General features: G+C 45.7%; 27 protein-coding genes and 4 pseudogenes. 15 read left to right on the top strand and 16 right to left on the bottom strand.

The window, feature by feature from the left end; genetic code table 11:
- Window positions 1-13: 13 nt before the first annotated feature.
- A pseudogene (locus tag DXE31_RS11290) lies at window positions 14-229 on the top strand (peptidylprolyl isomerase); the annotation flags it as partial.
- Between the two features lie 65 nt (window positions 230-294).
- On the opposite strand, the gene DXE31_RS05780 reads toward DXE31_RS11290, so the two are convergent.
- The 4 genes and pseudogenes from DXE31_RS05780 to fdxA form a co-directional block, all read right to left on the bottom strand.
- Window positions 295-783 (bottom strand): dihydrofolate reductase, encoded by a 489-nt coding sequence (locus tag DXE31_RS05780; RefSeq protein ID WP_114698144.1) that lies wholly within the window; start codon window positions 781-783, stop codon window positions 295-297.
- A gap of 11 nt (window positions 784-794) precedes the next feature.
- Window positions 795-1,589: a thymidylate synthase gene (locus DXE31_RS05785; protein WP_114698145.1), complete on the bottom strand. Its 795-nt coding sequence runs from the start codon at window positions 1,587-1,589 to the stop codon at window positions 795-797.
- A gap of 47 nt (window positions 1,590-1,636) precedes the next feature.
- Window positions 1,637-2,691, bottom strand: a pseudogene (locus DXE31_RS05790) (NAD(P)/FAD-dependent oxidoreductase).
- Between the two features lie 17 nt (window positions 2,692-2,708).
- Window positions 2,709-3,032, bottom strand: a complete 324-nt coding sequence (gene fdxA / locus DXE31_RS05795; protein ID WP_114698146.1) for a ferredoxin FdxA — start codon at window positions 3,030-3,032, stop codon at window positions 2,709-2,711.
- Between the two features lie 121 nt (window positions 3,033-3,153).
- Here fdxA and DXE31_RS05800 point away from each other — a divergent pair, with 121 nt between their 5' ends.
- Window positions 3,154-4,167, top strand: a complete 1,014-nt coding sequence (locus tag DXE31_RS05800) for a 2-hydroxyacid dehydrogenase (RefSeq protein WP_114698147.1) — start codon at window positions 3,154-3,156, stop codon at window positions 4,165-4,167.
- Between the two features lie 108 nt (window positions 4,168-4,275).
- Here DXE31_RS05800 and DXE31_RS05805 read toward each other — a convergent pair whose 3' ends face one another.
- The 9 genes and pseudogenes from DXE31_RS05805 to DXE31_RS05825 all read right to left on the bottom strand — a co-directional run bounded on the left by DXE31_RS05805 (window position 4,276) and on the right by DXE31_RS05825 (window position 10,133).
- Window positions 4,276-4,569: a hypothetical protein gene (locus tag DXE31_RS05805; RefSeq protein WP_114698148.1), complete on the bottom strand. Its 294-nt coding sequence runs from the start codon at window positions 4,567-4,569 to the stop codon at window positions 4,276-4,278.
- A 12-nt stretch (window positions 4,570-4,581) separates the two neighbouring features.
- Window positions 4,582-4,680, bottom strand: a complete 99-nt coding sequence (locus tag DXE31_RS12395) for a hypothetical protein (protein WP_331851992.1) — start codon at window positions 4,678-4,680, stop codon at window positions 4,582-4,584.
- The gene (locus DXE31_RS12400) at window positions 4,677-4,820 is read right to left on the bottom strand and encodes a hypothetical protein (RefSeq protein ID WP_331852035.1); all 144 of its coding nucleotides are present in this window, start codon (window positions 4,818-4,820) and stop codon (window positions 4,677-4,679) included. Before DXE31_RS12400 ends, DXE31_RS12395 begins: the two co-directional genes overlap by 4 nt.
- Window positions 4,821-4,832: 12 nt before the next feature.
- Window positions 4,833-5,093: a molybdopterin-binding protein gene (locus DXE31_RS12405; RefSeq protein WP_331851993.1), complete on the bottom strand. Its 261-nt coding sequence runs from the start codon at window positions 5,091-5,093 to the stop codon at window positions 4,833-4,835.
- Window positions 5,094-5,131: 38 nt separating this feature from the next.
- Window positions 5,132-5,542 carry a MoeA family protein gene (locus DXE31_RS12410; RefSeq protein WP_331851994.1) on the bottom strand — a complete coding sequence of 137 codons (411 nt, stop codon included), beginning with the start codon at window positions 5,540-5,542 and terminating at the stop codon, window positions 5,132-5,134.
- Entirely contained in the window at window positions 5,508-5,807 is a 300-nt protein-coding gene (locus DXE31_RS12415) for a hypothetical protein (RefSeq protein WP_331851995.1), read from the bottom strand. The genes DXE31_RS12410 and DXE31_RS12415 overlap by 35 nt, the downstream gene beginning before the upstream one ends.
- Window positions 5,808-5,977: 170 nt before the next feature.
- Window positions 5,978-6,409: a molybdenum cofactor guanylyltransferase gene (gene mobA / locus DXE31_RS05815; RefSeq protein WP_231969411.1), complete on the bottom strand. Its 432-nt coding sequence runs from the start codon at window positions 6,407-6,409 to the stop codon at window positions 5,978-5,980.
- Window positions 6,409-7,421, bottom strand: a pseudogene (gene moaA, locus DXE31_RS05820) (GTP 3',8-cyclase MoaA). The gene mobA and the pseudogene moaA overlap by 1 nt, the downstream one beginning before the upstream one ends.
- Before the next feature lie 135 nt (window positions 7,422-7,556).
- Window positions 7,557-10,133 carry an Rne/Rng family ribonuclease gene (locus DXE31_RS05825; RefSeq protein ID WP_114698149.1) on the bottom strand — a complete coding sequence of 859 codons (2,577 nt, stop codon included), beginning with the start codon at window positions 10,131-10,133 and terminating at the stop codon, window positions 7,557-7,559.
- Window positions 10,134-10,596: 463 nt separating this feature from the next.
- Between DXE31_RS05825 and DXE31_RS05830 the strand changes: the two genes are divergently transcribed.
- From DXE31_RS05830 to DXE31_RS05840, 5 genes are all read left to right on the top strand, one after another.
- On the top strand, window positions 10,597-11,619 hold the full coding sequence (locus DXE31_RS05830) for an RluA family pseudouridine synthase (RefSeq protein ID WP_114698150.1): 1,023 nt from the start codon (window positions 10,597-10,599) through the stop codon (window positions 11,617-11,619).
- Between the two features lie 118 nt (window positions 11,620-11,737).
- On the top strand, window positions 11,738-11,878 hold the full coding sequence (locus DXE31_RS11295) for an HAD family hydrolase (protein WP_231969412.1): 141 nt from the start codon (window positions 11,738-11,740) through the stop codon (window positions 11,876-11,878).
- A 45-nt stretch (window positions 11,879-11,923) separates the two neighbouring features.
- Entirely contained in the window at window positions 11,924-12,169 is a 246-nt protein-coding gene (locus DXE31_RS11300; RefSeq protein ID WP_231969413.1) for an HAD hydrolase-like protein, read from the top strand.
- Window positions 12,132-12,254 (top strand): hypothetical protein, encoded by a 123-nt coding sequence (locus DXE31_RS12070; protein ID WP_269460635.1) that lies wholly within the window; start codon window positions 12,132-12,134, stop codon window positions 12,252-12,254. Before DXE31_RS11300 ends, DXE31_RS12070 begins: the two co-directional genes overlap by 38 nt.
- Window positions 12,255-12,315: 61 nt before the next feature.
- Window positions 12,316-13,263, top strand: coding sequence for a S49 family peptidase (locus DXE31_RS05840; RefSeq protein ID WP_114698151.1), 948 nt, complete (start codon window positions 12,316-12,318; stop codon window positions 13,261-13,263).
- A gap of 200 nt (window positions 13,264-13,463) precedes the next feature.
- On the opposite strand, the gene DXE31_RS11305 is transcribed toward DXE31_RS05840, so the two are convergent.
- The 3 genes from DXE31_RS11305 to DXE31_RS05850 form a co-directional block, all read right to left on the bottom strand.
- On the bottom strand, window positions 13,464-13,778 hold the full coding sequence (locus tag DXE31_RS11305; protein ID WP_231969414.1) for an SAM-dependent methyltransferase: 315 nt from the start codon (window positions 13,776-13,778) through the stop codon (window positions 13,464-13,466).
- 120 nt (window positions 13,779-13,898) lie between these two features.
- A complete protein-coding gene (locus DXE31_RS11310; protein ID WP_231969415.1) occupies window positions 13,899-14,063 on the bottom strand; it encodes a hypothetical protein in 165 nt (54 codons plus the stop codon).
- Complete coding sequence (locus DXE31_RS05850) at window positions 14,056-14,709, bottom strand: Maf family nucleotide pyrophosphatase (RefSeq protein ID WP_114698668.1); 654 nt, start codon at window positions 14,707-14,709, stop codon at window positions 14,056-14,058. Before DXE31_RS05850 ends, DXE31_RS11310 begins: the two co-directional genes overlap by 8 nt.
- Before the next feature lie 43 nt (window positions 14,710-14,752).
- Here DXE31_RS05850 and DXE31_RS05855 point away from each other — a divergent pair, with 43 nt between their 5' ends.
- The 8 genes and pseudogenes from DXE31_RS05855 to fabF all read left to right on the top strand — a co-directional run bounded on the left by DXE31_RS05855 (window position 14,753) and on the right by fabF (window position 21,112).
- Window positions 14,753-15,328, top strand: a complete 576-nt coding sequence (locus DXE31_RS05855; RefSeq protein ID WP_114698152.1) for a YceD family protein — start codon at window positions 14,753-14,755, stop codon at window positions 15,326-15,328.
- Window positions 15,329-15,433: 105 nt separating this feature from the next.
- Window positions 15,434-15,614 (top strand): annotated as a pseudogene (gene rpmF / locus DXE31_RS05860) (50S ribosomal protein L32).
- A gap of 88 nt (window positions 15,615-15,702) precedes the next feature.
- Window positions 15,703-16,716, top strand: a complete 1,014-nt coding sequence (gene plsX / locus DXE31_RS05865) for a phosphate acyltransferase PlsX (RefSeq protein ID WP_114698154.1) — start codon at window positions 15,703-15,705, stop codon at window positions 16,714-16,716.
- Window positions 16,713-17,699, top strand: coding sequence for a beta-ketoacyl-ACP synthase III (locus DXE31_RS05870; RefSeq protein ID WP_114698155.1), 987 nt, complete (start codon window positions 16,713-16,715; stop codon window positions 17,697-17,699). Before plsX ends, DXE31_RS05870 begins: the two co-directional genes overlap by 4 nt.
- A 67-nt stretch (window positions 17,700-17,766) precedes the next feature.
- On the top strand, window positions 17,767-18,702 hold the full coding sequence (gene fabD, locus DXE31_RS05875; RefSeq protein WP_114698156.1) for an ACP S-malonyltransferase: 936 nt from the start codon (window positions 17,767-17,769) through the stop codon (window positions 18,700-18,702).
- Between the two features lie 55 nt (window positions 18,703-18,757).
- Window positions 18,758-19,501, top strand: a complete 744-nt coding sequence (gene fabG, locus DXE31_RS05880; protein ID WP_114698157.1) for a 3-oxoacyl-ACP reductase FabG — start codon at window positions 18,758-18,760, stop codon at window positions 19,499-19,501.
- Between the two features lie 102 nt (window positions 19,502-19,603).
- On the top strand, window positions 19,604-19,843 hold the full coding sequence (gene acpP / locus DXE31_RS05885) for an acyl carrier protein (RefSeq protein WP_114698158.1): 240 nt from the start codon (window positions 19,604-19,606) through the stop codon (window positions 19,841-19,843).
- A 21-nt stretch (window positions 19,844-19,864) separates the two neighbouring features.
- A complete protein-coding gene (fabF, locus tag DXE31_RS05890) occupies window positions 19,865-21,112 on the top strand; it encodes a beta-ketoacyl-ACP synthase II (protein WP_114698159.1) in 1,248 nt (415 codons plus the stop codon).
- The last annotated feature ends 1 nt before the right edge of the window (window position 21,113 follow it).

Below are 21,113 nucleotides of genomic sequence, written 5' to 3' on the forward strand. Positions count from 1 at the left end.
GGAGCAACTTGCCCCACCATTGGCTTCTGTACTGACGTCTCTGTCTAAAGGTCAAGTTTCACCAGCACCGATTCAGATGCAGCAAGGTTGGTACTTCATTAAGCTGGAGGATAAAAAATCTAGCAAGCCACCTTCATTTGAACAAACAAAGCAAGCGATTTGTGCTGACCTAACTCAACGTAAGCAATTTGAGTACTTGAGCCAGATTGCCAAGATCATTATTCAGTAAATTGATGAGCGCATAAACATTGCAGTTTTCGCTCATGTTAAATAAAAAGGACCCTGCGCTCCTTTTTATTTGCGCTCTAAGGTAATAAAACTCAAGGTAATATCGCCTTCTGAACCCGGGGTACGTTCCACCTCTATCCACTCTGCTGGATTGGGAATTTCAAAAAAGGTATCGCCACCATCAACATCCAAATCAATTTCGGTAATGTAAAGTCGATCCGTTTTGTTAAAGGCTTGCTTGAAAAGTTGCTCGCCACCAATCACAAAAACACGTGCAAATTGACTTAAGCTTCTTAAGGCCTCATCCAAAGAACCAACCAACTCTCCGCCTGTTGCTGGGTAATTGCTATGCCTGCTCACTACAATATTTCTACGCCCTGGTAGTGGACGTCCAATCGACTCCCAGGTTTTTCGACCCATGATGACAGGGTGACCCATAGTGACACGTTTAAAAAACTGCAAATCAGCTGAGATTTTCCAGGGCATTTGGTTATCGCAACCAATTACATGATTGCGCGAGCGCGCAACAATCATTGAAATAGCTGGGTGGCTCATAAATAGGTTTCTTAAATTGCTACAAGAGCTTTGATGTGAGGGTGTGACTCGTAGCCAACAATTTCACAGTCTTCGAATTCATAATCAAATATAGAATTAGGTTTACGTAAAAGATTGAGTTTAGGTAGTGAAAAGAAGTCTCGAGATAACTGCAGTTCTACCTGTTCGAGATGATTGCTGTATAGATGGCAATCGCCACCCGTCCAGATAAGGTCGCCCACTTTTAAGCTGCACTGTTGCGCCATCATGTGCGTGAGCAAAGCATAGCTTGCAATATTAAAAGGCACGCCTAAAAAAATATCAGCGCTACGTTGATACAGTTGGCAAGACAGTTTGCCATCAGCCACATAGAACTGAAAGAAGGCATGACAAGGGGCTAAGGCCATCCGCGGAATATCGGCTACATTCCAGGCTGAGACAATAATGCGACGAGAGTCCGGGTTCTTTCTAATAGTCTCAACTACTTCAGAAATTTGATCGATGTGCTGACTATTGGGTGCGGGCCAGGAGCGCCACTGATATCCATAGATTGGACCTAAATCACCATCAGGTGCAGCCCACTCATTCCAAATGGATACGCCGCGTTCTTTCAGCCAATTATTGTTAGTGCTGCCTTTGAGAAACCAGAGTAACTCGTAAATGATGGGCTTGAGGTATAACTTTTTAGTAGTCACCATCGGAAAGCCATCGGCTAAATTAAAGCGCATTTGATGTCCAAATATCGATAGCGTTCCGGTTCCTGTTCTGTCGGATTTTTGAACCCCCTTGGTGAGGACTGTTTTCATGAGATCGTGATATTGACGCATAGGTATTTTGGCTAAAAGCAGTGATGTATTAATAAATTAAGGATAGCTTACTCGAATGTGGGTGACTTTACTCCGAGTGCCTTATGAAGCTTAGGGGAGGTGGCCGTATATTGAAGCTGAATTTGTTTATCAGGGTGTTCTCAGGTAGGCGGCAGCAGCAAAGGCAGCTAGGGCGGCCTCATGGAGGCCTGAGAGGATCAATTTTTTCTTGCTTGGGTCAAACATGAATGTCACCTACTGCATAAATTCTAGGAATACTAGTTTTAAATTTTTTCGGTATCTACGCAAACCTGTTTGCGGTCGATGTTAAGACCCCATGCAGCGATAGGGCCTAATTTTGGAGAGAGACCAAAAAATACGAGTAGATCATCAAGAGGAATTTGTTTTGCATCACCATCGATATTGGCCAATGTGATCTCGGAGAGTGGATAGTCTATGGTTTTGTAGTCTGTCACTTGCCCAATTAAAAGCGTCATCTGTTGATTGGCACAAAGTTCACGCATTCTAGCGATTGATTTTGGTACAGCGTTAAAGTCATCACGGCGATGGATCAGGATCACACTTGCAGCAATTTCTGCACAATGAATTGCCCAGTCTAAGGCTGTATCTCCACCGCCACAAATCACGACTCTCTGATTTGCAAACTGTTTAGGATTGTTGACGTGATAAAAACACTTGTTTTCCTACAAAGGCATCCATGCCCTCTAAGTTGATAGTTCGTGGCTGAAAGGCGCTCACACCACCAGCAATGAATACTGTTTTGCTTAGAAATTGATTGCCCTGAAAGGTGCTTACTAAAAAAGCGTCCGTCATCTTGTCGAGCAAGCTCGGTAACCTCTTGCCCTAGATACAATTGAGCACCAAATGGCTTAAGTTGTTTCAATAAATTCTTGGTCAGCTCACGCCCAGTGCAGACTGGAATGGCGGGAATATCGTAGATGGGTTTATCAGGATAGAGTTCGATACATTGACCACCGACCTCAGGAAGCGAGTCAATAACATGAGCCTTAATATTTAGGAGGCCTAATTCAACAACCTAACAGAGACCCACAGGACCGGCGCCAATGATGACAGCATCGGTTTGTGTGGGTGAATAAGACACACTTTTTGGCTAGTAAATTACTTTACCAACTGATCCAATTTGTTTTTTACGTCTTTCCATTCATCAGCCTCTGGAAGAGCTACTTTGGACTTCGTAATAGAGGTCCAGGAAGGGGAGAGGTCAGCATTCAATTTGATGAATGCTTGTTGGTCACCTGGCACGTCGTCTTCTGCGTAAATGGCGTTCACTGGGCATTCAGGGACACATACCGCACAGTCAATACACTCGTTAGGATCGATCACTAAAAAATTAGGACCCTCACGAAAGCAGTCAACTGGGCAAACATCAACGCAATCAGTGTATTTGCAACGGATACAAGCTTCGGTAACAACGTAAGTCATGGTGTTTTTGTTTCAAGAGCCCCAAACAACCGGGTGCTAAGTTATAAAAATTCAATTTTAGCCGAAATAGCCTATTTTTCAGGTGAAAGGGTCAATTTTTACTTGAGGTAAAGTCCCATCTATGAATACAACAACAAACACTCGAGCTAGCAACCAAAAACCCAAAATTTTGGTGGCAAGAGCCATTTTTCCTGAGGCTTTAGCCAAACTGGAGGAATCTTTTGAGGTTCGGTCCAATCAGGAGGATCGTATTTTTAGTCCTGAAGAGTTGCAAAAAGAACTCTCAGGGGTTGTAGGGGCTTTAGTCGCCGGCAGCGAAAGAATAGATGCCAATGCTTTGGTCAATGCCCAGGATCTAAAAATCGTTGCTAATATTTCTGTAGGCTATAATAACTTTGACGTACCTGCGATTACTGCTGCAGGCGTAATGGCCGCTAATACACCCGACGTATTAACTGATACCACTGCAGACTTTGGCTTTGCCCTATTGATGGCAACCGCAAGGCGAATTACTGAAGCAGAGCATTGGGTACGAGCAGGTCATTGGGATAAGTGGTCTATTGTGAATAACCCGCTTGGTATGGATTTGCATCACAGTACAGTCGGCATCATTGGTATGGGACGTATTGGCCAAGGTATTGCAAAACGTGCTTTGGGTTTTGGAATGAATGTGATTTATCACAACCGTAGCCATCTCTCTGATGGCGATGAAAAAGCTTGTGGCGCCAGGTATGTTTCTAAAGAAGAGTTGCTGCGCACTGCTGATCACGTGGTCTTGGTGATGTCCTACAGTGCTGAGAGTCATCATATGATTGGTGCTAAAGAAATTGCGATTATGAAATCGACCGCAACCCTGATAAATATTGCCCGCGGGGGTATTGTGGATGATGCAGCATTAGCTCAAGCGCTCAAAGAAAATAAAATTTTTGCAGCAGGTTTAGATGTGTTTGAGGGTGAGCCAAAAGTCCATCCAGATTTATTGAATCTCAGTAATGTCGTTCTTGCTCCTCATATAGCAAGCGCCACAGAAAAAACCCGTAGAGCAATGGTGGCTTTGGCGATTGATAATTTACGTGCAGCGCTTGATGGTAAAAAACCACCCAGCTTGATTAATAGTGCAGTTTATAAAGATTAGCTGATAAAAAATATTTTCAGCAATCAACAAGAAAGCGGAGTGATGCTCGGCTTTATTGTTTTACAGACATGTCTCGAACTGATATTTCGTGTGAATTTTTTATATTACTTACTCGGATTCGAGTTCTTCCGGAAGATCACGTAAAGCCAATTCAATCCCGCCGAATTTACCCGCTACCCAGTTATAGACCTTGCAGACAAGCCATAGTAATCCAAAGCCAAGTAAGGCATTGAGGATTAAAGCTGATAAGACAGTAAAACCAGGGATAGCACCATCACGAATAAAGGCTACAAATAGAGCTAATAAAACGATGGGAACGGAGAAGTAGAGGTATACCAAAACCAAAGTTTTGGCGGTATGCATAGGCTCGAGAAAAACGATTTCTTTTTTACTAAGTTTCATGATGACGCAATCTTAAAGCAGTCCATCAAAAAGTGCTACATCCACCCAATCTCCGGTGGCAACATTTCCTTGTTCCTGACTCAGGATGACAAAGCAGTTTGCTTTACTCATTGAGCGTAAAGCTCGGCGCCTTGGCTGCCAGTTAACCTGACTATTGGTTTCCCGTCTGCGCTACGCCCCAATATGGCGCGTTGAAATTCATTACGACCTGGTTTTTTTTGAATAGGTGTCTCAGCAATTGCTTGTGTCAGTGGTGGTTCAGTTTAGTTTGCGCCATTAAGTTGCAAGAGTGCCGCTCTGACAAATTGATAAAAGGTCGCCATGACTGCCACGGGGTGTCCAGGCAGACCCAAGAAAATGGTTTTGTATGCTCGAGTTTTGTCAGCTACAGGTTTGAGAACACCAAAAACCATAGGACGACCAGGACGCATGGCAATTTTCCAAAAGCCCACGTCACCTAACTTTTGCATGATCTGCTTTGTGAAATCTGCCTCGCCAACAGATACGCCTCCGGAGGAAATCAATACATCCGCCTTATTGACCGCCTCAATAAAGGCTTGCTTTAAAGAGGCAGGAGCATCGCGTCGCAGTCAATAATGTCTAAATTCAGTCGATTGAGTAAGCCCGTAAGACTATAGCGATTACTGTCATAAATGCTACCAGGATCTAGTGTTTGACCTAGGGGGCGAAGAAGCTCATCACCCGAAGAGAGGATGGCCACTTTCAGTTTTCGTTTTACTGGAAGCGATGAAATCCCTAAAGAAGCAGCTAAACCGAGATCAGAAGGTCGCAAGAATCGACCAGCAGAAATTGCTGGTTTATCCTTTTGCAAATCTTCGCCACGTAAGCGACGATTTTCTCCAAATTTGAGCTGATCTTGTTTGAACTCAATCAAGTGTTCATCGATATTTGCAGTGAACTCTTGTAGAGTTACGATGTTACAACCTGCTAGCATCACCGCTCCAGTCATCATCTTGAGGCTCTAAGCATGTACCATCAAAAGCAAAGCCATCCATAGCTGAATTATCTGCAGCTGGGACATAAATCGGTGAGAGAAGATCCAAAGCTAAGATTCGATCAATCGCTTGATCTAATGAAACCGTTTCGGTATCGGCAGGGTCATTCATGGTTGCCGCTTCTTGAAGGAGATTATTTACGAGTTCAGCAATCGCTTTGCGGGCGTCAGCAACATGTAGTGATGAGCTCAGAAGGAGTGGTTGATTGGGTGAGTGACTCATGTTGAAGCCTCTTCTAATAACTTGAGTTCTTCGGGTGTGTTGATGTTGGCAAATACTTGGGGGTCTTCAAAAATTACTGTGCTGCTGCGTAATTCTTTGAATTAGCGATCTATTTTGAGATCTTCTTTCAGCAGGAAAGCGGAAAGAGATTCTTGTAAGTTCCTACGCATTCAACAGAAAACGGGCTGTGCCCAAATTTTTCCATCCACTTCTTTGCTCGAGGCGTAAACCAACTGAAAATCACCACGATCCATCTCAGCCATTAATAATTCTGCGAGATTGCTTGGCAAAAGAGGTGAATCGCATGGTGAGGTGAAAAGATAGGGTGTTTTGCAGTGTATTAAGGTAACTGAAAATCCAGCTAGCAGACCAGAAAAATCAGGTTTCTCATCCATGATGACTGAGTATTCATAGCTCGCATACTTTGTGATGTTGCGATTGACATTAATGATGATTGTTTGAACCTGTGGTTTCAGCTTCGCGATAGCAGATTTGATTAGCGGTTTGCCATGAAATGGGATCAGTCCTTTATCAATATCACCCATGCGTTGTGCACGCCCACCAGCGAGAATGAGTCCCGTAATATCCTTAGTTGCAATCATTACCCACCAATGTATGACATTTCAACTTTACGATTGCCAGAGGAAAGATTTGTAGTTTGAGATCTCCGAATTTCTGAATAGTGATCATCTCGTGCTGACCATGTATTCATAACCGCATTAGCAATTTCTAAATCCGATTTACCTGAGCGAAGTAGTGTGTTGAAATCAAAGCCCTCATTGCGTGGAGATGAGTGCTCTAGTGCATTCATGGCAGAAGGTTTGAGTAACGGGCTGGAGATTACGCCAATTTCGCCAGAGCCATCGGAATAGCGCCAGCGTTGCATAACTTCACCGGAGTAGTTGGCTGAGATTGGTTCTAGTGGAAAAACTTGATTTATACGAGCAATCACTTCTTTGGAGGGTAGAATTTGCTGCATATTCCAGCCATTTGAGCTGCCTACATCCATGAATTCAATAAAACGCAGAATAACGCCACTGCCTTTAAAGTGCTTGGTCATCGCGACGATCTCATGGTCATCAGTTCTTTTTTAACAACCATATTCACTTTGATATTTTCAAAGCCTACGTCTTGTGCCGCTTGAATACTATCTAATACGTCAGCAACTGGACATTTTTTTGAAGATCTGGTCATCTAGACCATCAAGGCTTACTGTGAGTCTGGGAAGGCCAGCATCTTTTAATGCAGCTGCCTTTTTTCGCAAGATGCTCCCATTGGTAGTTAAGGTCAGGTCTAGTGGTTTTCCTTCAGTTGTCTGAATTTTCGACAGCATCTCAATGATGCGTTTCCCAATTCTTGCGTAAACGAGGTTCACCGCCAGTCAGTCGAATTTTTTCTACTCCCAGTATGGAGAAGATCGAGGTTAAGCGTATAATTTCTTCAAAACTGAGAAGTTCTTTATGCGCCAGGCAGGTAGGGATAGTTTTGATCAACGCCTTCCTTAGGCATGCAATAAGTACAGCGGAAGTTGCAATGATCTGTTATAAAAATTCGTAGGCCCCTTAAGGTGCGACCATGTCGCTTGCCATGTTGATGGCCAATAGACGGAATCAGACCTTTGCCTTCATCAAGGCGAATAGGGATCACCTTGGGTGATTGCTTTTTCAACCATATTCTCAGTTATAACTGAGAAACGGGGTTTCTGCCAAATATCCTTTTGGGATATTTGGCAGCCTGGAGAAATCAGCGTTAAACCGTTTTTTCTTGGCCACTGCTCTCAACTAAAACCATCGGGCCTTCTGGAAGTTGCGCTGCAGGTTTAGGTGCTCTACCTAAGTTTTGATTCACTGGCTCTGCTTGAATCTGGCTCTGTGCTTCAGCATGCTTGGATGAGTCGGTTGCGACCCAGATCATGCCGGCTGATTGTACGACGCTATGCAAAGGAGTTTCTTCAAGTGCCTGGAAGGTAACTGTAGGAAGTTCCGGTATAGGCTTACTAATCACTTCAACACTTGCAGTTGCCACAATAGCAACTGGCGCAGAGGACGAATCTGGAGCAGTAGAGGCGCTTTGTGTAGGGCGATGGGGTTGGCGTGGAGCGCGCGCAGGCCTTTCTTGTTTGGCTGCTGAAGATTTTATGTTACCAAAGCTCCTAATAATGTTCTGAATCGGCATGCTTGCAGATGCGCCAGCTATTCCGACAGGAGGACCAGAAAATGGGCTTACGGCAACAGTTGCTTGTTCCGCTGATACATCATTGCTACCTTCAGTTCGTTCACCACGTTCGCGTTGACCGCGACCACGTCCGCGGCGATTACGTCCGCGACCACGACGCTCATCGCCACTCGGAATAACCTCCACACTCGGGGCGACTTCTGTTGCAGGAGTTACTACCGTTGAATTAGCTTGACGTTCGGACTTTGGACCATTCTGATTGCGATTATTGCGGTTACAATTATTATTGCTATCCTCTGCTGGAGTCCCTTCAGCAGCATTGGTTGTTGGACGTTCGGTACGCTCGCCACGACGATTACGGCCACGATTGCGATTATTGCCATTACGACCTTGATTGCGACCGCGGGTATTAATAGGCGCTAGTTTCTCTTCAACTACTGGAGAAGAGCCAAACAGACTTTTAATAAATCCAAAGAAGCCACCAGAGCTCTCTGTTTGCGGGCCCTTCGCAGGGCGTGGCTGGCTTATTGGTGCAGGTTGTGTAGGAGTGATCCCTTTAACAGCTGCCTCAGGACGAGTTTTCACTTCGGCATCTTTATGGCTAACAGTAGTATCAGTCTCTAGTTCACGAGCAGCTTCTTCCGCCATCACATAGCTAGCTTTTTGATCGTCAAGACGAGGATCGTCATGACGCAAACGCTCTAGCTTGTAGTGCGGAGTTTCCAAATGTTTGTTCGGAACCATCAAGACATTCACTTTAAAGCGAGCCTCAATCTTAATTACCTCAGCACGTTTTTCATTCAAGAGGAACGCAGCTACTTCGACTGGTACCTGCGTATGAATTGCCGCCGTGTTCTCTTTCATTGCTTCTTCTTGGATGATGCGCAGAACTTGCAAAGCAGATGATTTAGTATCACGAATGTGACCAGTGCCATTACAACGTGGGCAGGTTACATGGCTATCTTCAGACAATGCTGGATGCAAGCGCTGCCGTGACATTTCCATCAGGCCAAATTTGGAAATCTTGCCCATTTGAACGCGTGCGCGATCATGATGCAGAGCATCGCGCACGTGGTTCTCTACATCTTTCTGGGCTTTACTAGACGCCATATCAATGAAGTCAATGACGATCAGGCCGCCCAAGTCACGTAAACGTGCTTGTCGAGCAATTTCATCGGCGGCTTCTAAGTTGGTACGAGTTGCCGTCTCTTCAATATCTGAGCCACGAGTTGCACGAGCTGAGTTGACGTCTACTGAAACTAATGCTTCAGTATGGTCGATCACAATTGCGCCACCCGATGGTAATGGAACGGTACGAGAGTGCGCAGTCTCAATTTGATGCTCAATTTGGAATCTAGAGAACAAAGGTACATCGTCTTGATATCGCTTCACACGAGGCAAGTTGTCCGGCATGACAACGGACATAAAGGCTGCCGCTTGTTCGTAGATGTCATCAGTATCGATGAGGATTTCGCCAATATCGGGCTGGAAGTAATCACGAATCGCACGAATGACCAAACTGGATTCAAGATAGATCAATAACGGCGCTGAATTTCCTTGAGCGGCTTCGTCAATCGCCTTCCATAACTGCATGAGATAACTTAAGTCCCATTGCAATTCAGTAGCATCACGGCCAATACCAGCGGTGCGAGCAATGATGCTCATGCCATCTGGAACTTCTAATTGAGACATTGCTTCACGTAGTTCTTGACGGTCTTCACCCTCAATGCGGCGGGATACGCCGCCTCCACGTGGATTGTTTGGCATCAAGACTAAATAACGGCCTGCCAAGGAAAGAAATGAGGTTAGCGCCGCACCTTTTTGGCCGCGCTCCTCTTTTTCTACTTGAACAATGATTTCTTGACTTTCCCGCAATGCATCCTTAATGGAGGCGTTGCGGACATCAATACCCTCGTTAAAGTAAGAGCGAGCAACTTCCTTGAAGGGTAAGAATCCATGACGTTCTTCGCCGTAATTGACAAAGCAAGCCTCAAGGGAGGGCTCAATGCGGGTAATAACACCTTTGTAAATATTGCCTTTGCGTTGTTCACGTCCGGCAGTCTCGATATCGATATCAATGAGTTTTTGACCATCAACGATGGCAACTCGCAACTCTTCTTGTTGAGTTGCATTAAACAACATGCGTTTCATAACACTCTCCTATAGAGGAGGGTGACCTTGCGCGCTGCGTTAGGAGACAATTTATACCGCTTGGGGCTAAGCTCAAGGCGGTTATTGAGTGTGGATCTTACAAAAAGCTAGGCAGTTTTTACCTAGTTCACCCATTTAACGGTTGGTTAAATCGGTGTCACACTTGACGATCGCCGCAGAGACCTCCTTTAGGTCATCAATGCAGGCGCGCGCCTGAAAACTGTCTTCTAATCGCGGGTCGCGGCATATGGCACACCAACCCTGCGCCTCATTACAACGGGGGAGGGGCAACCCCGGGGGTCTATTTAAGGACGACTCCAAGCTCCACGATTCAAACCTGACTTCAGGTTGGGATCACGCCCAAAATTGGCTAGATCATTGATTATACGGCACAAGTTGCGTGACAATGGGGTATTGTTGAGTCCCTTGTCATCCCTCGCCGGGGATGCAAGAGAGATAAATCATGAAATCCGAGCCCAATTCCAAGCCTGCCAAGGTTAAAACATCCAATACCTCAGCGCCTACTGCGGTACATCTTCAGACTATTAGTCCAGAAGAGGCTGGGCAACGTTTGGATGACTATTTGCTACGCTGGGCTAAAGGTGTTCCTAAAAGTCACGTTTACCGCATTATTCACTCGGGGGAGGTGAGGGTCAATAAAAAGCGGGCTGAACCAACCACGCGCCTAATTGAAGGGGATGTGGTGCGAGTACCACCTGTCCGAATGGCTGAACCCTCTCAAATGGCAGCCGTTAATACTGCTCAAACCAAATCGCGTGCACATAGTTACTCTGACAAAATGCCCATCCTGTTTGAGGATGAAGCACTATTAATAATGAATAAGCCAGCGGACTTGGCGGTCCATGGTGGATCTGGCATTGCTCTGGGGGTGATTGAGACCTTGCGGATTACTCGTCCAGAACTAAAGTTTTTGGAATTAGTTCATCGCTTAGATCGCGACACTTCAGGGGTACTGCTTTTGGCAAAGAAGCGAAGTGCTTTAGTAGAACTGCATCGCCAAATTCGTGAGGGCCAAACAGACAAACGCTACTTCTTGCTTGCACATGGTGAAATTATCCAAGGTGCGCAAACCATGCAACTCAAATACCCTCTGCATAAATATCTTCTTCCGAATGGTGAGCGTCGTGTCCGAGTTGATCCAGATGGTTTACCCAGTCACACCGTCTTACGCGTAAACAAAACACTCCAACGTGAGGGTGCAGCAATCACGTTGGCTGAAGCACAACTTAAGACTGGTCGTACTCATCAGATTCGAGTACATCTCCAAAAATTAGGCCATGCTATTTTGGGCGATGACAAATATGGCTTTGAAGATTTAGATAAGCAGATTAAATCGAAACGACTTTATCTACACGCTCATTTGGCTGGTTTCACCCATCCACGCTCTGGCGAGAAGATGCGAATTGAGTCGCCATTACCTTCTGAATTTGTCGCCATGATGAATACTTTTGAGCAGTCAAACTAACAATGCCTCAAACCAATAAAGCAAGTCGACCTTATGACCTGACAGTGTTGGACTTGAACCATCATGGATTCCACGCCAACTATCGTGCATTGCATTCAGCAATGCTTGTTGCTGCGCTTTGGGGTTTAAAGCGCCAGACGACAAGTTAGCAAGCTCAGTGATTGGTTTAGGTATTCAGGATTCTTTACGCAGAGCGGTTCCTTGGATTGAGCCAATTCATTTTCAAAATCTAACGGAGCGTTTTCGTTATCACTACTGAGCAAAAGATCATGAGCTCCATTTATTTATCGACATTCGTGAGCTTTTGGAGGATCTACATGCCAAGCAGTACTTATTAGGGGTTGCAACCGGAAAGTCACGCGTAGGTTTAGATCGATCTCTTAAGTATCATCAAATAGGCCATCTTTTTCATGAAACCCGCACCGCTAATGAATCGTTCTCTAAACCTCATCCGGGGATGCTTCTAGAGTTATCGGATGTTATGCAGGTGCCCACTCGCCGTATGCTCATGATTGAAAGATACCACGCACGACCTAGAGATGGCAGCTAATGCGGGCGTCGATGCGGTGGCAGTCACTTATGAAGCGCATCCTCCAGATGCCTTTGAGGGCTTCACGCTCTTTGGCCCATGTTAATAATGTTGCGAAACTTTCGCAATAGCTTAACAATACACTGCAACACTAAGGAATTAAATCGATGGAAAACACTCAAGGCCCGAACTGGGAGCGCCAAGCTCTCGAACATCTTTTATTGGAGAATTTAAAAGAGACGCGCAAGGCGCGTCGTTGGAAAGCGGTATTAAGAATTTTGACTCTATTAGTTGTTGTGGGGGTCCTACTTGCCGTATTTGATTTTCATCTGCCCGGCAACGGCATGGGAGCCGAAAAACACACTGCTCTAGTGGCTCTAGAGGGAGAAATCTCCTCTAGCTCAATGGCCAATGCTATGAATATCAATTCATCTTTGTTGGCAGCATTTGAGAGTGAAAGTAGTGCTGGTGTTGTATTGAGGATCAATAGTCCTGGCGGTTCTCCTGTGCAGGCGGGGATGATTAATGATGAAATTCACCGCTTGCGTAAGCTGTATCCCAACAAACCCTTTTATGTTGTGGTGGAGGATATTTGCGCGTCTGGTGGTTATTACGTTGCCGTAGCTGCAGATCAAATTTTAGTTGACAAAGCAAGCCTGGTTGGATCGATTGGTGTGATGATGGAAGGTTTTGGATTTACTGGTTTGATGGAGAAGTTAGGTGTAACCCGTCGCATGATTACCTCAGGCTCTAATAAGGGCATGCTGGATCCTTTTAGCAAAGAAAATCCAAAGCAAGTAGAGATGATCAAAACCATGATTGATGAGATTCATCAGCAATTTATAACAGTCGTGAAAGAGGGTCGTGGTGATCGGTTGAAAGAGGTGTCAGACTTATTTTCTGGGCGTGTTTGGAATGGCGAACAGGCGGTCAAGATTGGCTTGGCTGATGACTACGGCACAGTTGATACTGTTGCGCGTGATATTTTTAAAGCGCCCGATATTCTTGACTACACCATGAAAGAAAACTTTGCAGAACGGGTGGCTAAGCGCTTTGGTGCTGAAGTTGGAACTGCTGCAGGTAAGGCCTTAGTGAAGACGCCTGATCTCAAGTAAATGAAGAGCTAAAACAGCAAAGCTCTAGGCCAATAGTAGAAATACTGTTGGCCTATTTTGTAACGAGGTACAGGCAACTTCATTGGCATAACGTTTACGTCATTCGGCAATTGAAAGGGTTGTAATCATTTCCGAACGCAGACTCAGATCGACTCCAAGGCAAAGCAAGCTTTGAGGTGCTAATGAGTTAATGCAGGTCATCAGCATGGCGTACGGTAGGGTGTCTCAATCCAAAGTTGGGTTTGCTGTAGTTTTTTGGATTCTGCTTCAAGCAACTTGAGTTTGGCTGTGCGCTCCCGAGTGCCTTGAGGTAGGTAGCCCTGAAAAGCAAAGCGCTGGCCATTGAGCTCCCTGGCCATCAGTCCCAATAAAATTGAGACTGGTCCCACCAAGGGCTTTACTTTGGCTCCCAGTTTGTGCGCTGCTACGACTAGCTCTGCACCAGGGTCTACAACGCCGGGCACTCCCACTTCGGACATCAAGCCCATATCGTTGCCAGCGAGTAAAGGCTTCAATAAATCTGCTGGCTTTATCGAGTCACCATACTTTTTGCATTGCGTGCGGCGCGCCGGGCCATTCGCTCATCTGCATTTCTTGAATCGTGCAGACTGATGGCTCTATAGTGTCAATTGATTTCAATAGGGTAGGGCGCGGGCAGTTTTGGCATCCTCCACAATCCAATGTCTGAGTCTGGCGGATTGCGTAATTGTTTCAGCAGGAAGTACCCACGGCAATTGTTCGGTGCGACCTTCATCACCTAAGGTATTGGGAACTAAATACAAAGTGCCGAGCTTAGTCATAAATTATTTTTCGAGAAATTCTTTTCGTTGGATTGATTTGATTCTGCTTTAGGTTTTTTGGGGGGATCACAAAACCTGCGTCGCGCAGCAAACCTGTTAATGCAATCAGCGGCAAGCCAATGAGGGCGGTTGGATCATCGCTTTTGATGGCTTCCAATAGGCTGATACCCAGACCCTCTGATTTAGCGCTGCCTCCACAATCATAAGGCGCTTCGGTTAGCAGATAGGCTTCTAAAACGCTATCTGGAAGCTTGCGAAAAGTGACTTCGGTTGGAATGCATAAGGTAGTTTGTGTGCCACCCTTCATCAAACACAAAGCGGTTTGAAAAATGACAGTTGCGCCACGCATGAGTTGTAACTGGGCTAGCGCCATTTCAAAATTTCCAGACTTGCCAATTGCTGCACCATGCAGATCGGCAACTTGATCTGAGCCAATGACCCATGCATGAGGATATTTTTTGGCAACTGCGGCAGCCTTAGCATGCGCGAGACGTAGCGCTAAATTTAAAGTGCTTTCTCCAGTAAGCGGGGTCTCGTCTACCTTGGGTGAAACAACTGCAAAAGGAATGCGCAGGCGCTGTAAAAGTTCGCTGCGATATTGAGACGTAGACGCCAAAATAAGAGTTGGGTTTGCGGTGCTACTCATAGAGTTCTGTGCTTTCGGGCTGGCATTCATTTAGACTGATGCTATGAATCGTCATCAAGTTTTACCTCACGTTGAGCTATCTTCAGAGCCTAACGCTTTAAAGAAGGTAGATTGTTGCGCTCCACAATCTTATAAGGGTACCGGCTTTTTAAGCATTACAGATATGCCAAGAGTGGCTGATGAAGCTTCTACCAAGCTCCCCGGTGATGGTTTTGATTGGATCGTGCAAACCTATTTTAAAGATTCTCCTGGAAGCGAGCCCCATCAAATCCTGGAATTAGGTCTAAAAGGACGGCTATACCTGGTTTGCCAGCGTTGCTTACAGGACTGCGTAGTCGATTTAGATGAAAAGTGCCGATTCATCTTGATGAATTCGGAAGCCGAGGCTGATGCCTACCCAATTGAGGATGAAGAGCAAGAGCCTTTGGTGGTCAAGCAGCATTTCAACCTCTTAGAGACCATTGAAGACGAGGTTTTGCTGTCTTTGCCACTGATTCCAAAGCATCCTGAGGGTTTTTGTGAGCCCCATGCCACAATTTTCGGGGATGTGGGAGATGAACAGCCCGAAAATGAGCGTGAAAACCCCTTTAACGTATTGAAAAATATGAAGAAAAACTGAAATGTGGGGTTTGCTCTCAATTGTTGTTTTAGACTCCCAGTGTCGATAAATCAAGCATTTAGATACTTTTCCATGCTAGAATGTTGCCTTGCTTAGGAGTTCAATATGGCCGTTCAACAAAATAAAAAATCACCTTCCAAACGTGGCATGCATCGTGCGCACGACTTTTTGACCGCACCTGCTACGGCTGTTGAAGCCACAACTGGTGAGACTCATTTGCGCCATCACATTTCACCTAACGGCTACTATCGTGGTCGTAAAGTTGTTAAAAACTAAAAACGACTAATTTTTTTTAGTGTAAACAGATAGAAGCGGCTAAAGTTAAGGCCGCTTTTTCTTGGATAAATCACTTACAGCAATCAATCAGTTTATGTATGAGCGTTACTCTAGCTATTGATGCCATGGGCGGAGATCACGGAGTCGTTGTGACGGTTCCGGCCGCCTGCGATTTTTTAGAAAAACACGCTGATGTGAAGACTGTTCTAGTGGGTGATTCTGATTTAATCAAGCAGGTTTTGAGTAAAACCCCACAAGCTCCAATGGAGCGGATTCAAATTATTCCCGCCAGTGAAATTGTCTTGATGGATGACCCCATCGAAGTTGCCTTGCGTCGCAAAAAAGACTCTTCTATGCGAGTTGCAATTGAGCAAGTCAAGGAGGGAAACGCAGATGCTGTGATCTCCTCCGGCAATACTGGAGCGCTAATGGTGATTTCTCGTTTTGTTCTCAAAACCCTTGAGGGTGTCGATCGTCCAGCGATCGCTACCGCGATTCCAAATGAGTTAGGGTGTGGCACAACGATGCTTGACCTGGGTGCCAATGCTGACTGTGAGCCTATGCATTTAGTACAGTTTGCGCAAATGGCAAACGTGATGGTGCAAATAGTGGATGGCAAATCCAATCCCTCAATTGGTCTTCTCAATATTGGCGAAGAAGTGATTAAAGGTAATGAGGTTGTAAAGCAAACAAGTGAATTATTACGTCAATCCTCGTTAAACTTTTATGGCAACGTAGAAGGCAATGACATATTCAAAGGTACTACTGACATCGTAGTATGTGATGGCTTTGTAGGCAACGTGGTGCTAAAGGCGAGTGAAGGTTTGGCAAAAATGATGAGCGGTATGATTCGGGAAGAATTTAATCGTTCGTGGCTCACTAAGTTGATGGCGATTTGCGCAATGGTTCCTTTGCTCCGCATTCGTAAATGCGTTGATCATCGTCGCTATAACGGTGCGGTACTACTGGGCTTACGCGGCTGTGTGATTAAAAGCCATGGCTCAGCCGATCGCTTCGCGTTTGGCTTCGCTTTAGATCGCGCCTACGAAGCAGCTAAAAACCGCATGGTTGAGCGTATTGCTGCAGCCTTCGTAGTGGAGACAAATGTATGAGTATTTTTGCACGAGTAGCCGGCACTGGAAGTTATCTTCCTGAGATGCGTTTGACCAATCAGGATTTGGTGGAGCGACTTGCTAAAACTGGTCTGGAGACCAGTGACGAGTGGATAAAAACACGTAGCGGTATTTCAGCGCGCCACTTTGCTGCTGCAAATGAGCTCACCAGTGATCTGGCTGAGAAAGCAGCTCAAGCAGCGCTTGAGAGCGCAGGAGTCACTTCAGCAGATTTAGATCTCATTATTTTAGCCACCTCTACACCAGATCATTTGGGTGGTTTTCCAAGTACTGCTTGTGTGGTGCAAGATAAATTAGGTGCCCATACATCTTGCGCAGCTTTCGATGTTCAAGCAGTTTGCGCAGGGTTCACTTATGCGCTTGCTATTGCTGATGCATTTATACGTTCTGCAACATATAAAAAAGTATTGGTGATTGGCGCAGAAACTTTTTCGCGTATTCTTGATTTCCAAGATCGCGGTACTTGCGTCTTATTCGGTGATGGTGCTGGTGCGGTTGTACTTGAAGCCTCTAGCGAGGCTGGCATTCTCTCATCAGCATTACATGCTGATGGCAGTCAAAGAGATATTTTGTGTGTTCCAGGACGCGCTGCTAATGGCGAAGTTCATGGCTCTCCGTTTATGATAATGGATGGCCAAGCGGTTTTTAAACTTGCTGTTAAGGTATTGGAGCAAGTGGCTCACGAAGCCCTTGATAAAGCCAACCTCAAACCTGAGCAGATTGATTGGTTGGTGCCCCATCAAGCCAATATTCGTATCATGGAAGGCACAGCAAAGAAGATGGGTATGTCCATGGATCAAGTGATTGTGACTGTGCATGAGCACGGCAATACTTCTGCAGCATCCATTCCTCTGGCCTTAGACTCTGGCGTGCGTTCAGGTTACATTCAACGTGGCCAGCATTTATTACTAGAAGGCGTTGGTGGCGGGTTTGCTTGGGGTGCAGTAGCAATCAAATACTAATCAAAGTTCAATATTTTTTAGCCATTCCACTTTTTAATTTCCACGCTTTATTTATCGAACTCTTCTCATGACATTTGCATTTGTATTTCCTGGCCAAGGCTCTCAATCTGTTGGCATGCTTAACTCCATCGCGCAACGTCCAGAAGTTTTGGCGACATTACAGGAGGCCTCAGAAGCATTGAGTGAGGATGTTGCACAGCTGATCTCTGAGGGGCCTGCGGAGGCATTGTCTTTGACGACCAATACTCAACCGGTCATGCTGACTGCGGCTGTAGCTTTTTACCGTGCCTGGTTGGCTGCCGGTGGACCTGCTCCTAAGGTAATGGCGGGCCACAGTCTTGGCGAATATTCGGCATTAGTTGCAGCTGGCGTAATCACCTTTAAAGATGCCGTACCTTTAGTGCGGTTTCGTGCAGAAGCAATGCAATCTGGAGTACCAGTGGGTACTGGCGGCATGGCGGCTATTCTCGGATTGGATGATGCGACAGTTATCAAAGTTTGTGCTGAAGCAAGCGCAGTGTCGGGTGGAGTTGTAGAAGCAGTCAATTTCAATGCGCCTGGGCAGGTGGTTATTGCTGGTGCCAGTGATGCGGTAACCAAAGCATGTGGGTTATTAAAAGCCGCAGGCGCGAAACGAGCCTTGCCGTTGCCAGTATCAGCACCATTCCATTCTTCTTTGCTGCAGCCTGCCTCTGAAAAACTCAAAGCTTATTTAGCTAATATTGAATTTAAGGCGCCCACTATTCCTGTGATTCATAACGTGGATGTGGAGATTTTGCATGATCCATCAGCAATTAAAGATGCGCTAGTGCGTCAAGCTGCTAAGCCTGTGCGTTGGCAAGAAACCATTCAGGCGATGGCTGCACAAGGTGTTACACAAGTTGTCGAATGTGGTCCAGGCAAAGTGCTAGCGGGCCTAACTAAGCGTATTAATGATCAAGTGACTGGTATGCCAGTATTTAATGAAGCGAGTTTGAATGAGGTTCTAGCTAGCCTTAAATAAAATGAAGATGCAGTAAATCCATTCAATAGCCTACAGAAAATAACGGAAGATAAACATGAATCTCGACTTAAGCGGACAAATTGCCTTGGTAACCGGTGCCTCACGTGGTATCGGTCAAGCGATTGCAGATGAGTTGGTCAAGTGTGGTGCCAAAGTGATAGGAACTGCTACTTCTGAGAGTGGCGCTAAAGCAATTGACGAGCGTTTAAAGTCATCAGGTGGGGCTGGTAAGGTATTAAATGTGACAGCACCCAACTCATGCGAAGAAATCATTGATGTGATTGTGAAAGAGTATGGTGGCATCCATATTTTGGTGAACAACGCTGGTATCACTCGTGATAATTTGGCGATGCGTATGAAGTCTGAGGAATGGACTGATGTGATTGATACCAATTTAAGTTCTGTTTTCCGTCTTTCACAAGCAGTCATGCGTCCTATGATGAAGGCCCGTGGCGGTCGGATCATTAACATCACATCGATTGTTGGACACATGGGAAATCCTAGCCAAGCAAATTACGCTGCTGCAAAAGCGGGTGTTTCTGGAATGATGCGTGCTTTAGCACGTGAAATTGGTAGCCGAAATATCACTGTCAACTGCGTGGCCCCGGGATTTATTGATACTGATATGACTCGTGCCTTGAGTGAAGAGCAACAAAATGCACTAAAAGTGCACATTCCTTTGGCGCGTTTGGGTAGCCCAGAAGATGTAGCTCAGGCTGTCGCATTTTTAGCCTCTCCAGCAGCTGGATACGTTACGGGTAATACCCTACATGTCAACGGCGGACTCTATTTAGCCTAACGGCTAAGCGAGGATTTAGTCATTTTTTGGTGGTTTTGCTAGATTGTTCCGCCAAGCTGATAAAATCCTTTCATCGTTTTTTTACAACCCTTGGGGGACTTAATGGATAACATCGAACAACGCGTTAAGAAAATCGTCGCTGAGCAATTGGGCGTCGCAGAGGCAGATATCAAAAATGAATCTTCTTTTGTGAATGACTTAGGCGCTGACTCTCTTGACACTGTTGAGCTGGTTATGGCTTTGGAAGATGAATTTGGCATCGAAATTCCTGATGAGGAAGCCGAAAAAATTACCACGGTTCAGCTCGCGATCGACTTCGCTAAATCAAAAGCTCAGGCTTAATTCCCTAGCTTAGGTATTACTATGTCAGTATCAAATGGCCGACGCCGGGTAGTAGTCACCGGCCTTGGCCTCATTTCACCTATTGGTAATTCGGTTGACGTAGCTTGGTCTAATTTGCTTGCAGGCAAATCAGGTATTGCTACGATCACGAAGTTTGACCACACTCCACTGAGCGTTCATTTTGCTGGAGAGGTGAAAGATTTCAACGTCGAAGAGTATGTTTCTGCCAAAGAAGCACGCCATATGGATACCTTTATCCATTACGGCATTGCTGCTGGTACACAAGCTGTGCGTGATAGCGGTTTAGAGATCACTGAACAGAACGCTGAGCGCGTCGGTGTAATGGTGGGCTCTGGTATCGGAGGTTTGCCAATGATTGAGGAAACGGGTGCTGAGTTACTGGCTCGTGGTCCTCGTCGCATTTCACCTTTCTTTATTCCTGGCTCGATCATTAATATGATTTCAGGGCACCTCAGCATCTTGTTCGGCCTTAAAGGCCCAAACGTTGCGGCGGTGACAGCGTGTACAACTGGCCTACATAGCATTGGTTTAGCTGCACGTTTGATCCAATACGGCGATGCTGATGTCATGATTGCTGGTGGTGCTGAATCTACGATTTCCGCCTTAGGAGTTGGTGGTTTTGCTTCTGCAAGAGCGCTTTCTACCCGTAATGATGATCCTGTAACTGCATCACGGCCTTGGGATAAAGACCGGGATGGTTTTGTTCTGGGTGAAGGTGCTGGTGTGATCGTTCTAGAAGAATGCGAACATGCAAAAGCCCGTGGCGCCAAAATCTATTGCGAGCTACTTGGCTTCGGTATGAGTGGTGATGCGTATCACATGACTGCCCCAAATATGGATGGTCCGCGTCGGTGTATGGTCAATGCCATGCGTGACGCTCAATTAAACCCAGATCAAATTCAGTATTTGAATGCTCACGGGACGTCTACGCCTTTGGGTGATAAGAATGAAACTGAAGCGATCAAAGCCGCATTAGGTGATCACGCTAAAAAGACTGTTATTAACTCCACCAAGTCCATGACTGGTCATCTTTTAGGTAGTGCTGGTGGCTTGGAGTCTGTATTTACAATTTTAGCACTCCATAACCAAAAATCACCACCTACTATCAATATCTTCAATCAAGATCCTGAGTGTGACTTGGACTACTGTGCCAATACTGCTAGGGATGTGAAAATTGACCATGCCGTCAAAAACAATTTTGGCTTTGGGGGTGCTAACGGTACCTTGATTTTTGGCAAACTGACCTAAT

The sequence above is a fragment of the Polynucleobacter necessarius genome, assembly GCF_900095185.1.
Taxonomy (GTDB): Bacteria; Pseudomonadota; Gammaproteobacteria; order Burkholderiales; family Burkholderiaceae; genus Polynucleobacter.

Excerpts from the sequence above, each read along its gene's own strand:
- DXE31_RS05855 (WP_114698152.1), top strand. The coding sequence starts at position 14,753 with ATGAATCGTCATCAAGTTTTACCTCACGTTGAGCTATCTTCAGAGCCT.
- DXE31_RS05780 (WP_114698144.1), bottom strand. The coding sequence starts at position 783 with ATGAGCCACCCAGCTATTTCAATGATTGTTGCGCGCTCGCGCAATCAT.
- DXE31_RS05785 (WP_114698145.1), bottom strand. The coding sequence starts at position 1,589 with ATGCGTCAATATCACGATCTCATGAAAACAGTCCTCACCAAGGGGGTT.
- DXE31_RS05840 (WP_114698151.1), top strand. The coding sequence starts at position 12,316 with ATGGAAAACACTCAAGGCCCGAACTGGGAGCGCCAAGCTCTCGAACAT.
- DXE31_RS05800 (WP_114698147.1), top strand. The coding sequence starts at position 3,154 with ATGAATACAACAACAAACACTCGAGCTAGCAACCAAAAACCCAAAATT.
- DXE31_RS05825 (WP_114698149.1), bottom strand. The coding sequence starts at position 10,133 with ATGAAACGCATGTTGTTTAATGCAACTCAACAAGAAGAGTTGCGAGTT.
- DXE31_RS12395 (WP_331851992.1), bottom strand. The coding sequence starts at position 4,680 with ATGAGTAAAGCAAACTGCTTTGTCATCCTGAGTCAGGAACAAGGAAAT.
- DXE31_RS05850 (WP_114698668.1), bottom strand. The coding sequence starts at position 14,709 with ATGAGTAGCACCGCAAACCCAACTCTTATTTTGGCGTCTACGTCTCAA.
- DXE31_RS11310 (WP_231969415.1), bottom strand. The coding sequence starts at position 14,063 with ATGACTAAGCTCGGCACTTTGTATTTAGTTCCCAATACCTTAGGTGAT.
- fabD (WP_114698156.1), top strand. The coding sequence starts at position 17,767 with ATGACATTTGCATTTGTATTTCCTGGCCAAGGCTCTCAATCTGTTGGC.
- fdxA (WP_114698146.1), bottom strand. The coding sequence starts at position 3,032 with ATGACTTACGTTGTTACCGAAGCTTGTATCCGTTGCAAATACACTGAT.
- DXE31_RS05805 (WP_114698148.1), bottom strand. The coding sequence starts at position 4,569 with ATGAAACTTAGTAAAAAAGAAATCGTTTTTCTCGAGCCTATGCATACC.
- mobA (WP_231969411.1), bottom strand. The coding sequence starts at position 6,409 with ATGATTGCAACTAAGGATATTACGGGACTCATTCTCGCTGGTGGGCGT.
- acpP (WP_114698158.1), top strand. The coding sequence starts at position 19,604 with ATGGATAACATCGAACAACGCGTTAAGAAAATCGTCGCTGAGCAATTG.
- fabG (WP_114698157.1), top strand. The coding sequence starts at position 18,758 with ATGAATCTCGACTTAAGCGGACAAATTGCCTTGGTAACCGGTGCCTCA.
- DXE31_RS12415 (WP_331851995.1), bottom strand. The coding sequence starts at position 5,807 with ATGAGTCACTCACCCAATCAACCACTCCTTCTGAGCTCATCACTACAT.
- fabF (WP_114698159.1), top strand. The coding sequence starts at position 19,865 with ATGTCAGTATCAAATGGCCGACGCCGGGTAGTAGTCACCGGCCTTGGC.
- DXE31_RS05870 (WP_114698155.1), top strand. The coding sequence starts at position 16,713 with ATGAGTATTTTTGCACGAGTAGCCGGCACTGGAAGTTATCTTCCTGAG.
- plsX (WP_114698154.1), top strand. The coding sequence starts at position 15,703 with ATGAGCGTTACTCTAGCTATTGATGCCATGGGCGGAGATCACGGAGTC.
- DXE31_RS12410 (WP_331851994.1), bottom strand. The coding sequence starts at position 5,542 with ATGATGACTGGAGCGGTGATGCTAGCAGGTTGTAACATCGTAACTCTA.
- DXE31_RS05830 (WP_114698150.1), top strand. The coding sequence starts at position 10,597 with ATGAAATCCGAGCCCAATTCCAAGCCTGCCAAGGTTAAAACATCCAAT.